Source organism: Pseudomonas sp. Teo4, from assembly GCF_034387475.1.
Taxonomy (GTDB): domain Bacteria; phylum Pseudomonadota; class Gammaproteobacteria; order Pseudomonadales; family Pseudomonadaceae; genus Aquipseudomonas.
This window is the reverse complement of the sequence record NZ_JAXCIL010000001.1, coordinates 1,616,576-1,631,127: the sequence shown is the minus strand read 5'-3', so window position 1 is coordinate 1,631,127 and position 14,552 is coordinate 1,616,576. Positions and strand designations below refer to the sequence as shown.

3 protein-coding genes are annotated in these 14,552 nt (G+C 62.8%); all 3 read right to left on the bottom strand.

Going from position 1 to position 14,552, the window contains the following annotated elements; all coding sequences use genetic code 11:
• Position 1: 1 nt before the first annotated feature.
• Positions 2-1,213 carry a hypothetical protein gene (locus tag PspTeo4_RS07460; RefSeq protein WP_322363064.1) on the bottom strand — a complete coding sequence of 404 codons (1,212 nt, stop codon included), beginning with the start codon at positions 1,211-1,213 and terminating at the stop codon, positions 2-4.
• 26 nt (positions 1,214-1,239) lie between these two features.
• Positions 1,240-2,439 carry an HlyD family secretion protein gene (locus PspTeo4_RS07455; protein WP_322363063.1) on the bottom strand — a complete coding sequence of 400 codons (1,200 nt, stop codon included), beginning with the start codon at positions 2,437-2,439 and terminating at the stop codon, positions 1,240-1,242.
• Positions 2,440-3,168: 729 nt separating this feature from the next.
• Positions 3,169-13,989 (bottom strand): peroxidase family protein, encoded by a 10,821-nt coding sequence (locus PspTeo4_RS07450; protein WP_322363062.1) that lies wholly within the window; start codon positions 13,987-13,989, stop codon positions 3,169-3,171.
• Positions 13,990-14,552 lie beyond the last annotated feature (563 nt).

Here is a 14,552-nt window from a genome sequence, read left to right as displayed (position 1 = left end):
GTCAGTTCGCCTTGTATTCGCCAGTAAAAGGGTTGATGCCAGTGGCCGCGATGGCCGCCCAGGCGGTCGCGCCCAGGTGCGGCAGGTGGTAGTACAGGAAGTCATCGCTGGTGGCGTCGGGGCCTATGCTCAGGCCGGTGTTGATGCTGCCCTGGGGGGTCGCGTACAACCACCCATCGCGGGCCTGTTGTGCCAGCAGCACGCCCCACAAGCGCTGTGCCAATGCGGGTTGGCCCTGCAGCTGTGCTACCGCGGCAACCTGCGCGGTGCCCTCGGTCCAGAGGCCGTCAGGTTGCTGCTTGAAACCGTAACCCTCGGCGTAACCGTGGGAACTTTCGACAAAGGCCAAGACGCGCTGCCAGTCCGCAGGAGGATCAGTCAGGGCGATAAGTGGCCAGATCTGAGCATCCAACCCCGACTTTTCTCGCTGCGGGGTCCGGCCATCGGGCAAGGTGCCGATCCAGAAACGCCCCTGTTCCTTGTCCCAATGGGCCTCGACGAAGCCACGGGCGATCTGCGCCTGCTCGTTGGCCATCGGGTCGTCGTGCAAGCGCGCCAGCGCTCGCCAGGCGGCGGCCAGGTCGACATTGTGCTCAGTGGATTTCCAGCCTTGCGCTTGGGCTGAGGGTGGGAAGCCATAGAACCCACCGGTAAAACCGGCCGGCGACTGGGCATCGAAGGTCGCCAGGCGGGTCCAATCGAGAACCCGTCGGGCGGCGTCCAGGTAGCGCACTTGCTGGCTTTGCCGGTATGCCTCCAGCAACGCCAGCGCTGCCCAGGCCTGATTGCCGGTGGCACTGCCCACCTGATAGGCATCCTGACTCCATGCTCCCCGCGCTTGGTTCCAATAGCCCGGCAAGGCCACGCTGCCACCTTTCACGGGGCCAGCGGCATAGGCGTTGCGCACGCGTCCATCGGTGTAGTCAGGGTCGCGCGCCGTGGCGAAAGCCAGTGCATCGGCGACTTGTTGTGCGGCACCGGATTTGCCGCAGGCGTACAACGCAATGCTCGCCAGCGCGTTGTCGTAGGTGAAGGCCACTTCGCGCAGCGCCTGAGGCACTTCGGCTTGGCCATTCCACTGCGGGTAACTGGGCAACAGCACGGCCCCGCTGCCCTGCGCCGCCACAGCTTGGCCGAGGGCGGCACAGGTCATGTGCACCAGGCGCGCGCGGCTGCCATCGGCAAGGGCCGCTCCCGAGTTGGCCATAGCCATCAGCAGCACAAGCAAAGCCCGGGCGCTCATCGCGATACCGTGGCAGTGACCCAGTTGCCAGGGTTGCAGGTCAGCACCCGCTGATTGGGCGGAAGGTTGTTATCGAAAGTGCCAACCACATACACCGAGTTCTGCTCGGCATACGGGAACGGCACGCTGTAACTGCTGGTCTGGATGTCGGTCGGGCTGGACAGCAGCTGCACGACCCTGGCCTTGAGCGGGTGGTCCAGCCCGCGAATCGAAACCTGCAATTCGCTATCCCGGTCGATACGGCTGGCCATGCGTTCCGGGAACACGGCAATGACGTAACTCTGGTTGCAGTTGGTCGCCCTGAGCAGCGTGGCCCCAGCGCGGACCTGGGTGCCCTGTGGCGCCACCAACTCTTGTACCGTGCCCGAGGAATACGCCACGACGCTGTAGGCCGCCATCATGCTGACCCGTTTCTGCTCGGTGTCTATCAGTTGGTCGAGGTGGGCCAGCTCTTCTTCCAGGGTCGTGCGGTTTCGCTCCAGGTTGTCGAGGCTCAGCTTCAGGGTGGTCATCTGCGACCTGAGGTCGAACATGCGCAACTGCTCCGGGTCCAGGTACACCTCGTCCTTGGCCGCAGACAAGTCGCCGTCGTTGATATGCAGGCGTGAGCGAATGGACTCGGCATCGGCCCGCAAGGACGCCAGTTGAGCTTTGGAACTGGCGACGATGGCCTGACTCACAGCCCCTTGGCGGAACAGTTCAAGGTTGCGCGCTACCGTTTCCTCGGCATCGGCCAGCCGTGCGCCGGCCGCACTGTTCTCGGCACGCAGCGCCTTCTGTGCGTGGCGCTTTCGGGTTTCATAAGCGCTTTCGTACTGTTGGCTGGTGATTTCCAGTGCGTTGTAGAACTTGCGATCGTGTTCCGCCTGGCTGGCCATCGCGGCCAGTTGTTGCTGTAGCGTCAAGCGCCGGGTTTGCAGGCCAAGCAGGGTTTCCTGGTCGGCCCGAGGGTTTTCGATGGTGGCGATGTCCTGGCCGGTCTTGAAGGTGGTGCCCGGCTGGATGCTCAGTGTGCGCACCACACCGTCGATGGGCGTGGTCAGCAGAATCACCGGTGCGTTGAGGATGGCCCGGGTTGCCGATGAAGACATCATCGGCATGAACAAGGTGGAAAACAGCAGCCAGGCGATAAACGCCACGACCCCATAGCCTGCCAGGCGCGGCAAGAGAGAAAGCGAAAGACGGTTGAATTGCACGTTTGCACCTCCGGGTCACTCAATGAAGAAAACCGGTAGGCAGGTGCTAAAGACTTTCAATTGCCACGCGAACACACCGCGTAACGTGCACGGGGCAAGGAGGTGTATTGGAACATTAGAGTTATTGGTCTTGGCGCAACGGGTGACGCGCAGGCCGGCGGCAGGCCGGTGTTCTGGAACGTGTGCCACACAGGGGCAGCGGCTCACGGGTCTTGAGGCTATGACTAAAGATATAGTCTGTCAAATGACCAAGTGCGCCGATAATCAGGCGCCCGATAATTGACTGATTTGATCGAACAGGGCGACTGCTTAAACTTATGTTTTTGCTTGGTTATTATTTTTCAAGCCGATGATTTAATTATTTGAAAGCCAACAAACTTAGCTAAACAATATATAGAACTGCAGCCTGCCATAACATATGCAGCGCTTTGCAAATCGAGCGCCGCCCGCGCGGCGCATCGCGAGCAAGGCTCGCTCCTACGTTTGTTTCGGGCCAGTTATGCCTGTGGGATTTGCGCGCGAACGTTTTGGCGTACGACTCGATATCGCGTCGTATAAACAAGGCGGTCGCGCGCGGATGTCACAGACGTTACTGGCCGTAAACAAACGTAGGAGCGAGCCTTGCTCGCGATGCGCCGCGCGGGCGGCGCTGGATATACGCATCACCTCAAAACCCAAGACGGGCACAAAAGGGCATCCTTGCCCTTCCCTTCCTATCGATTTACTCGATCAACCCGCCAGGATAAAGTCCGCAACCGTGACGGTTGTCGCATCGCCCACACCCACCAGGCGAATCGAGTCACCACCCAGGCTAACCAACGTATCGGCGCCAACATCGGCGATAGCGACGCTGCCAGCAAAAGTCGCCACCGTGACGTTGAACGCAGAGATATCCAGCCGATCCTGGCCACCCGCTGGCGCGGCATCGAAGTTGATCACCTGATCGGCTCCGAAGCCTGCTGCGAACTGGAAGATATCGTTGCCGTCGGTGGCCACCAACGTATCGTTGCCGGCCCCGCCACTGACGATATCGTTACCCGCCGCGCCGTTGATGAAGTCGTTGCCAGCGCCACCCTGCAAGGTGTCGTTGCCGACGCCCCCGAACAAGGTGTCGCTGCCATCGCCACCCACCAACAGGTCATTGCCGATGTCGCCATCCAGGCTGTCATTGCCCAGCCCACCCTGCAGCGTGTCGTTGGCTGCTCCGCCATTCAGCGAGTCGTTGCTATCACCCCCATCGAGGGTGTCATCACCACCGCCGCCGCTCAGCGTATCGGTGCCCAGGCCGCCGAACAGCTGGTCGTTACCGCCGTCGCCATTGAGCGTGTCGTTGCCGGCGTTGCCGGTGACGATGTCGTTGCCGCCGTCACCGCTGAGCGTGTCGTTGCCGGCACCGCCAGTGATGATGTTGGCCAGACCGTTACCAATGGCGGTGAAGTTGCCCACCCCGGTGTAGGTCAGGTTCTCGACGTTGGCAGCCAAGGTGTAGCTGGCCAGCGAGGTCAGTACGGTGTCCGTACCGGCATTGGTGCCCTCGACCACCACGTCTCCGGCATCGACCACATAGGTATCGTTGCCCGCGCCACCAATCATCTGGTCGGCACCGGCACCACCGTTCAATGTGTCGTTGCCGGCCCCCCCCCTCAGGATGTTGGCCTGCGTGTTGCCAATGCCGGTGAAGTTGCCTGTGCCAGTGAAGGTCAGGTTCTCGACGTTGGCACCCAGCGTGTAGCTCGCCAGGGTGGTCTGCACCAGGTCGGTACCGCCACCTGCTGCTTCGGTGACCACGTCACCGACGTTGTCGACCACGAAGGTGTCATCGCCGGCACCGCCGTTCATGGTGTCCGCACCCAGCCCACCATTTAGGGTGTCGTTACCGTCCTCGCCATTGAGCACGTCGTTTTCGCTGCCGCCATTGAGGATGTCGTTGCCGAGGCCACCGAACAGCTGGTCCATGCCGCCCAGGCCATTGAGCGTGTCGTTGCCGGCCAGGCCCGACAGCACATCGTTGAAGGCGCTGCCGTTGAGGGTGTTGGCTTGCGCATTGCCGACCAGCACTACACCTGGTGGGACGAATACGGCAGCGGTAGCCGCCGAGGTCACCGTCTCAGCCGTGCCGAAACCGTCGGTGTAGCGCACGATCACCCGCAACTGCTGGTTACCCTGCGGGAAACCTGGCGTGAAGGTGGCTGCGGTAGCACCGGCAATATCGGTGAAGTTGCCGCCGGTACCTTGCTGCCATTGGAAGCTGAAGGTTCCCAGCCCGTCGACATCGGCAATCGTCGTGGTGTTGGCGGTCAGTACCTGGCCCAGGTCAGGGCTGGTATCACTGATCACCACGCCGCCGGTAGGTGCATCGTTGACGTTGGCCACCGGGTCGAGAATGTCGGATGCAACGCTTTCGGCAACGCCGAAGTCATCCACGTAACTGACCACCACCCGCATGAACCGCCCCACCTGGGCCTGCCCAAGGGTAAAGGTGCTGTTCACCGCCCCCGGAATATCCACCCAGCCCACACCGATGTTCGACTGCCACTGGAAGGTGAACTGCGGGTTGCTCAGGCCATCGACATCGACGATGGTCGCCGGGTTGGCGGTCAGCACCTGGTTCTGGATCGACAACCCGGTCACGGTCGGCAGTGCGCTGGCGGTGCTGTTGGGTGACGAGTCGACGATCTCCAGGGTGCCCTTGGCGTCCTGATACACCGCCCGCACGCGGATGTTCAGCCCCGCGACGTCGTCGGTCACCCGGTACGTGGCGCCCATGGCCTGGGTGATTTCGCCGGCGGCATCGAAGGTGATGTCTTCGAAGACACCCGTGCCAGGAATGGTCTCGACCTGCCAGTAGTACGCCACCGGCCCGGTCACCGCCCCGTTGGGGTTGGCCGCACTGGTGTTGTCGGCGTCATGCACCGCGCGGTCGGTGACGCGCAGCAACTGGCCAGAAACCGGGGTATCGTCGCGCAGCCCGCTGGCAGCATCGAGGATCGCCAGGTGGCCCGTAGGCCCATTGTTCACTGCCGTGCCCACGCCCGAGGCCAGTGCACGGTCGGCAAACTGCAGGCGTTCGATGCCGGTCAGGTGATCGACGCCGTCACGCCCCGTCACCAAGTCGGTGACCGTGATCGAGTTGCCATCGACGACAACGGTGTAGTCCGTCGAAATACCCGAGAACAACGCGGTGTCGTAGCGATCGTCGCCGCTGAGAATCTCGCGCACGATCACCAGCTGGCCTGGGTTGTACTTGCCGCTGAGCATCAGCGGTACCATCGGTTCCATGCTGTCGAACGAGGCGATTTCCGGGCCTGTGCCATCGACGTTGGCGCGCACGCTGATACGCACGTTGAGCCACTTGTCGCCGTCAATGATGTCGTCCCCGCCTCGCCCTTCGATCAGGTCGCTGCCACTGCCACCGAGAATGATGTTGCCGCCGTCGTAGAACGTCGCTCCGGCAGCCAGCAAACTGGACAGGCCGTTGATCAGGCTGATGTTGGTCAGCACGCTGCCGTTGGCGCCATTGGTGGGCAAGGACGTGGCGTCTTCGTTGTCGCCGCGCAGGAAGTCACCGTGGGCCGACCCCGAAAGGCCTTCCATGATGTCGAAGCGGGCCAGTGCCGAGGCACCGGAGCCCGGCTGCACCGGCACACCGAAGAAGCGGTCGCTCATGTCGATGGTCACGCCCTGGGTGAGGTTCTTGAACGTCGCCCAGTCGTAGCCCGAGCCGCCGATATAGCGGTCGCCCATGCCCAGGCTGCCGACCATGATGTCGTCGCCGCCTTCACCGTTGAACTTGTCGTTCTCGTTGCCGCCAATGAACACATCGTTGCCGATGACCGGGTCGTTGCCCAGTGGGTCGAAGTTGTCGCCAGGCGCACCGTCCGAGGTGCCCTTCTCGATCCAGTCGTCGCCTTCGTTGCCCATGTCCTGTTCGTTGGCCTTGCTGCCCAGGATGAAGTCGTTGCCCTGGCCGCCAATGGCTTCGGAGGCATCCTCACCGGTGACGATGAAGTCATTGCCGAAGCCGCCGATGATCAGGTTGACGCCGTTGCCGCCGTGCAACACGTCGTTGCCGTCACCCCCCTGGAGGTTATCGTCGCCGCCCAGGTCGGTGATGATGTCATCGCCGGCGCCACCACGCAGTTGGTCGTTGCCGTTGCCACCTTCCAGGCGGTCGTTGCCAGCATCGCCCCAGACCGTGTCGTCACCGCCACCGGCCACCAGGATGTCAGCGCTGTTGGTACCTCCCAGCACGATGTGCTCTTCACCCGAGTAGCGGATGTAGTTGGTGTCTGCGCCTGCCGTGAGCGGGTTGTCGCGGAACACCACCTGCTGGCCATGATCGCCAAGCGGGTCGTCGTTGCCGAGGCCGTCGTTGTACTGCTTGGTCTTGTCGCGCTCCAGGTAGAACGCCACATCCGAGAACACCAGCCCTGGCAAGTGGGTAGCCGAGGTGTTGGCCATGATCAGCTTGGCGAACGAGTTGCTTTCCAGCTCGGCGTTCATCGACAGGCCGGCGGTGCGCTCCAGGTAATAGAAGCGGTCACCGTCCTGCAGTTTCTCCATCTGGTTCTCGAACACGAAGTTGAAGGTCGAGCCGAGCATGCCGCCGAACGGGGTCTTCTCTTCGGCCAGGCCGCCGATCCAGAGGTCGATGGCATCGACCCCGGTCACGGTCACGCCCTTGAGGTCGTCGACTGTGTTCATCAGGCCGTCTTTGCCGGCCAAGGTGATATTGGCCCATTTACCCGTGCTGTTGAGGAAGTCCAGCCGGTCGCCGGGCGCGTCCGTGCCACCGAAGACCAGCGCCAATGCTGCGGCGCGCTTGCCTTCCAGCGTTGTGGCGGCGGTGATCGTTTCATGGGTGCCATAGGCAGCAATGAAGTTGATCAGCGACTCCGGATGCTTCAAGTGTTGCACCAGGTCGACCCAGCTGGTGTAAGGCTTCAGTTGGGTATCGCCGGTCTGGCCATAGATGTCGCGGCGGATGGCATTGAGCGACGGAATCCCGACATCGCGGCCCCGGGCGATGTTGATCGCCGGCAGGTCGAGCGGCAGCCCGAGCAGGTTGTTGCGCAGCGCCTCGGTGACGAATTCGTCGATCTCGTTACCGGCCTGGCGCGTCACCCCACGCACGATCGCACTGGTGGCGTCCTCTGGCGTCACGCCACTGGCGGCGTACGCCAACGGGTTGAGGAAGGCCGCGATCAAGCCCAGCTGCTGGTCGGGGTTCAGGCTGCTTGGGTCCTGTACCACGTTGAAGTCGACGTCGAAGCGGTCGACGGTCTCGGTCAGCATCGAGTGGCCGAACCGGTACACGGTATGGGCGAACTCGGCGACGATCGAGGCATCGAGGTCAACGTCATAGACCTGGGTCGGTGCGAAGAACAGGTCGACCCGTGGCTGGACCGTGCGGGCGAACTCTTCGAACACCAAGTGCTGGTACTGCATCTCGGTGCCGAACTTCGCGGCCTGGAACAGGCGCTCGCCATTCCACACCAGGGCATCGATCTCGGCCTGGTTGGCAGGCAAGGCGTCCAGCGGGTCGAGCAGCCATTCGTTGATGAACGCCAGGTCGCCCGAATCGAGCACGGTGTCCTTGGTCTGCGCCACCAGGCGATTGTGCTCGGCGTGGAAGATGGCATGCACCGCAGTCAGGCCGATGTTCTCGTTGACCCGGCCGTCACCAGCAATGTAGTGCGCATCGAGCAGTTCGTTGTCGTAGGCGGTATTGGCCCCGGTGAACGGGTTCACCGGCACGGCATTGCCGGCCACGTTGTCGCCGTCCGGCGCCAGCACGCCACCCACCATCACTGGTACGGCGTTGTGGGCGATGTCAGCGAGGAACTGGTGCCCGGTGCGTACGGCGTTGGTCAGGTCGATGGGCGCCAGCGGGTTGCCTTCGACCAGCACGTCATCCGCTGTGCCGCCAAGGCCATCAACGCCCTTCATCACCACCATCGGGTAGCCATGCGGCCCCTTGATGAAGTTGCCATAGGCGTCGGTCGCCAGCAGCGGGACGTTGTCGACGTCGGCATCGGTGAGGTGGATGCCCAGAATGTCGTTGGCCTGCGCCTTGACCACTTTCCAGGTCGCCATGCCGCCAATTTCGCTGTCATCGCCCGTGCCGTACTTGCCATCGGTGCCCAGGTCGCGGTTGGTGATCAGCCGGCCAGTGGCGACGGGGCCGTTATCGGTCATCTGGTACCCGCGCAGGAACACCTGGTGCGACGGGTGCGAGCTGTAGGTCTGGTTCTGGTCCACGAACGGCGTGGTGGTGTTGGTGTGTTCATGGATATCGTCGGCGGTGCCAAGCTTGCCGTCGGGGCCCGGCAGGTTGGTCGCGCGGGTCAGCACCATGAAGTTGGAGTGGCCGCCCGGCACATACAGCGGGTCATCCGGTTGCAGCGGAATGAACACGGTGCCCGAGCCGCCTTTGGTGACCAAGTCCAGGCCATGGTCGAAGAACTGCCCGAAGAAGGTCATCCAGGCGTTGAACGGCGCGGACAAACCGGCATCGGCCGTGGTGTTCTCGAACAGGTACACGTCATGGTCGTCGCCTGTGCCGAACTGGCCGTCCATGCCAGGGCTGGCGACGATGCGCACGCCATCCTTGAGCACGTCGTCGCTTCCCTGCGCGCCATAGTCGAGCTTGCCGTTCTCGCCTGGGTCGTAGGCCGTGGCATAGGCCGCCGGGTTGTTCGAGGTCTGGTCGACGATCAGGTTGCTGATGGTGCGTGGCTGAGAGTCGAACACGTTGCCGCTGGTCTGTTGGTAGGACGTGGTGGGTCCGGCCGGCGAGTTGGGGCCGAAGAAGCCGGCAGGCGCACTTTCGGCCTGGTTGAACACCGGGTCGCTCAGACGCGGGAACACGTTATCGGCGGAACCGAACTGGGTGTTGTTGATGCCGTTGAGGTTCATCAGGTTGTTGTTCGACCCATCCACCGCCCGCAGGCCAAGGGGCGCGCGAATGTTGGGGATCAGCGAGAGGATGTCCTGCCCGTGAGCGTCAGCCTCGGCAATCTTGATCTGGTCGAGGATGAAGTTCAGGTCGGACCGCACCATGTGCAGCCCCTCGCCGCCTTCGGTGGCATCGACGACCGGGGTTTGCACGGTCGGCACGACCGGCGCGCCGGCTTCCACCACCGCCGTGGGCTGGGAGAACAGCACTTCAGTGGTGCCATGGGCATCCTGGTAGATCGCCTTGACCCGCAACGACAGCCCCGCCAGGTCCGGCGACACCTTGAACGCGGTGCCGTCGGCGCTCTGGAACGCCAGGTCGCCGGCCGGCAGCAGGATGATGTCCTGGAACACACCGCTGCCCGGGTCGGCCTCGAACTGCCAGTAGTAGGACACCGAGGTGTTGTTGATCAGCCCCTGCGGGTTGGCAGCGCTGACGTTGTCGCCATCGCGCACGCCGGCCATGCTCACGGTCAGCACATCGCCCACCGTGATTGCGCCGGCATTGCTGTCGCTGATGGCTGGTGCGCCGGTTGGCTGTGCATTCACGCCCTGCACCAGCACACGCTGGCCATCGGCGAACTGCAGGCGTTCGACATGCAGCAAGGTATCGACGCCATCACGCCCGGCCACGGTGTCGGTGACGGTCCACACATCATCGGACACATCCGCCGTGCCACGGTTGTTCTGGGTCACCACGTACTCGGTCTGCAAACCAGAGAACACAGCGGTATCGAACGCCGCGCCGCCGGTCGAAGTGCCGGGCAGGATCTCGCGCACGGCCTTGAGCTGGCCGGGGTTGTAGGTGCGGTCGAGCATGTACGGAATCATGTCGACCATGCTGTCGAAACTGGCGATTTCCGGGCCGGTGTGGTTGACGTCATCGGCCGCGTACACCGCGATGCGCACGTTGATCCACTTGTCGCCGTCGATCAGGTCGTCGCCACCGCGGCCTTCGATCAGGTCGCTGCCATTGCCACCCAGGATGATGTTGCCGGTGGCGAATCCGGTGGTCGGCAAGCCCGCATCGGTGAGGAACTGCCTCAGGCCGCGAATCAGGTCGACATTGGTCAGCGCACTGCCCGTTGCCCCTCCGTGGTTGAGGATGGTGACCGCATCCACATCATCGCCTTTGAGCACATCGGCGAATTTCGAGCCGGACAAGCCTTCGACTTCGGCGAAACGGTCGAGAATCGAGGCCGGCGAGGCCCCGACCGGGTTGAACACGCCGGCGTTCTGGTTTGGCGCGTTGCCATGGGGCTGTGCCAAGGCGGCCAGGCTCAGGTCGACGGTGACGCCGACCTGGTCATTCTTGTAGGTCACCCAGTCGAAACCGGACATGCCGTCCATCTTGTCCTGGGCATCGCTGCCGACGAAGATGTCATCGCCGCCTTCGCCGATCATTTCGTCGAAGCCGCCGCCTCCGACGAAGATATCGTTGCCGATCACCGTGTCATCGAGCAGCGGCGCGAAGTTGTCGCCAGGCGCACCGTCCTGGGTGCCCTTCTCGATCCAGTCGTCACCCTCGTTACCGGTGGGCGGCAAGTTGGTCTTGGCCCCGAGGATGAAGTCGTCGCCCCGACCACCGAAGGTGGTGGAAATGTCTTCGGTGGTAATGATGAAGTCCTGGCCGTCGCCACCCAGAATCAGGTTGCCGGCGGCGAGCATGCTGCCGGCCACGATCACATCGTTACCGGCATTACCCTCCAGGCGGTTGTCGCCGAACGAGTCGGTGATGATGTCATCGCCCGCCCCGCCAAGCACCGCATCGTTACCGGCACCGCCTTCGAGACGGTCATTGCCGCCATCGCCGTACAGGGTGTCGTCGCCTTCACCCGAGATGATGATGTCATCGCCGGCGGTACCACCCAGCACCACATGGTCTTCACCGGTGTACTGCAGGTAATTGGAGTCATCGCCCACGGTGTCAGGGTTGTCGCGAATCACCAGCTTGACGATCTCAACGCCATCGATCATCAGGCCACCGGTTGGGTCGGCCTTGCCGTCCGCGCCAAGCCCTGTGTACTGGTTGTCCTGATTCACTTCCAGGTTGTAGGTCGGTGTCAGGAAAACGGTGTTCGACAGGTGGGTGACGTCGGTGTTCTGCATGATCAACTTGGCGAACGAGTTGTTCTCAAGCTCGGCGCCGAAGTCCATCCCTGCCGTACGTGACAGGTAATAGAAGCGGTCGCCGTTCTGCAGCGCTTCGAGCTGCGTCTCGAAGACAAAGTTGAAGCTCGACCCCAGCATGCCGCCGAACGGCATCTTCTGTTCGGCAAGCCCACCGACCCAGAAATCGATGGCGTCGACGCCCGTGATCGTCACGCCCTGGATGTCATCCGCATTACCGGCAATGCCATCCTTGCCAGCCGTTGTCACGTTGGCCCAGTCATCGGTGCCATTGAGGAAGGCCAGGCGATCTGGCGGCGCGCCTTCGGTGCCGAACACCAGGGCGAACGCCGCAGCGCGTTTGTCGGCCAGCGATGTCGCCGAGGTGATGGTGCTGTGCGTACCGTAGGCGGCGATGAAGTTGACCAGCGACGCGGGGTGCTTGAGGTGGTCGGCAAAGTCCACCCAGCTGATGTAGGCCTTGAGCTGGCTGTCACCGGTCGCGGCATAGAACTCGCGACGCGCCTCGTTCAGGGTGGGGATGCCCGTGTCGCGGCCACGGGCGATGTTCAGCGCGGGCAGGTCAAGCGGCAGCCCGAGCAGGTTGTTGCGCAGCGCTTCGGTGACGAACTCGTCGATTTCGTTGCCGAGCTGGCGGGTCACACCACGGATGATCGCGCCGGCGGCTTCATCGGGGGTGGCGCCACTGCCGGCAAACGCCAGTGGGTTGAGGAACGCCGCGATCAGACCGAGCTGCTGGTCCGGGTTGTTCGGGTCGGTGAGGATCGGGTTGAACTGCGGGTCGAAGCGGTCGACGGTTTCGGTCAGCATCGAGTGGCCGAAGCGGTACACCACGTGGGCGAACTCGGCGAGGATGGCCGGGTTGATCGAGGTGTCATAGCCGTTGGGCGCCAGGAACTCGTCGACCTGAGGCTGGATGGTACGGGCGAACTCCTCGAACACCAGGTGCTGGTACTGCATCTCGGTGCCGAACTTGGCAGCCTGGAACAGACGTTCGCCATCCCACACCAAGGCGGCAATCGCGGCGGGCGTGGTCGGGATTTCGGTCACGTCGTCGGCCAGCCACTCGTTGAGGAATGCCAGGTCATTGGAGGCCAGGATGGTGTCTTTGGTCTGCTGCACCAGACGGTTGTGCTCGGAGTGGAACACATGGTGCACGGCAGTCAGGCCGATGTTTTCGTTCACCCGGCCGTCGCCGGCGATGTAGTGAGCGTCAAGCAGTTCGTCGTCATAGGTCAGGTTGTTGCCAACGTTATCGGTGAGTTGCGCATTGCCGACATCGCTGTCTGCATCGGCCTGCAGCACACCGCCAACCACCACTGGCGCGGCGTTGTGAGCGATGTCGTCGAGGAAACCATGCCCGGTGCTCACGGCGTTGGCCAGGCTGATCGGCGCATCGCGGTTGCCTTCGACCAGTTGCGTGATGTCATCGGCGGTTCCGGCAACACCGTCTGCACCGTTACCGACACGCATCACCACCATCGGCATGCCGTTCGGCCCACGCATGAAGTTGCCGTAAGCGTCGGTCGCCAGCAGCGGCACGCTGTGCACATCGGCGTCGGTCAGGTCGATACCGAGAATGTCGCGGGCCTGGGCCTTGACCACGGCCCAGGTGGCCATGCCGCCGTTTTCCCCACTGCCATCGTCGGCGGTGCCGAACTTGCCGTCGGTGCCCAGGTCGCGGTTGGTGATCAGTCGGCCCGTGGCAACCGGGTCACCGGCCGCGTTGAGCATGTATTCACGCAGGAATACCTGGTGCGACGGGTGCGAGCTGTAGGTCTGGCTCTGGTCCACGAACGGCGATGTGGTGTTGGGCTGGCCGTCGTCAGCGGTGCCCACCACGCCGTCGGCGCCGGCGGTGCGTACTGCGCGTGGCAGCACCATGAAGTTGGTCGGGCTACCCGGCTGGTACAGCGGGTCTCCCGGCTGCAAGGGAATGAACACGATGTCGGTGCTGCTCTTGGTGACCAGGTCCAGGCCGTGGTCGAAGAACTGGCCGAAGAAGGTCATCCACGAGTTGAAGCCGGCGGTCAGACCGGCGTCTGGCGACTGGTTGGGAATGAAGAACACCTGCTTGTCGTCGGCGGTATTGAACACGCCATCCAGTCCGGGACTGGTGACCGACACAGCGCCACCGTTCGCCTCGACCGCAGCCGGGTTGTTGGCGGTCTGGTCGACGATCAGGTTACTGATTACCCGTGGCTGCGAATCCACCACCATGCCTGTCCCGGCGTAGGCCGCACGGTACGACGCATCCAGCAAGCGCAGGAAGGAGTTGTCGGCTGCGCCGTATTCGCTTTGCCCGGCGACCAGGTTGTTATAGCTGCCATCTACCGTGCGCAAGCCGAACGGCACTTGGCTGTTGGGCAGCAGGTCAATGAGGCTGGCGCCTTTGGCGTGGGCTTCGGCGATGAAAATCTGCTTGAGGATGAACTCCAGGTCCGACTTGCTGAAATTGGCCATTTTGGGTGTGCCCTCGATCTATCGGGAGATGGATGCAGGGCGACAGGGTCCCTCCCACGCCCAGTCTGTAACGACTTGCGCAGTTGTGGATGCAGCTTCCTGGGGGCGAGCGCTGGCGCGGGAGTGCCGCTACCCGATGCGCCTAGAGTTCGCGAAATGAATGGCTTGCCAGGCGATCAGCCGCAGCAAGCCCGATTGGCGGGAGGACCGTGGCAGCTGCCCGCAGCGATGCGCTTGCGGGGCAGCCTGTTGTCTCGGCAATGCAACAGGTGGGTGTTCATGGTTGCTCCAGCTGGGCCTTCACCGCGCCTTGTTTTGCCAAAAAGTTGGCAGGCTCCAACGGGCGCCCCGCGATTACACAAGACTAAAGTCGTAGACCTGAGGGTTGTCAATATCACGTCAGCAAAATGGCGCAAGATGATAATGCGTTGCAACTCGCTGTTTTTTAGCGACTTATAGAAAGTCGGAGGCAGCAATAGAGCGAAATGATATTACAGATTGTTTCGACACAACCTACGCTGCTGCTTGTAAAGACCACGCAGCGTTTTCGGAGGTTTAGCCAG

What these genes read in the sequence shown, in the direction of transcription:
- PspTeo4_RS07450 (WP_322363062.1), bottom strand. Translation starts at nt 13,989, where the DNA reads ATGGCCAATTTCAGCAAGTCGGACCTGGAGTTCATCCTCAAGCAGATT.
- PspTeo4_RS07460 (WP_322363064.1), bottom strand. Translation starts at nt 1,213, where the DNA reads ATGGCTATGGCCAACTCGGGAGCGGCCCTTGCCGATGGCAGCCGCGCG.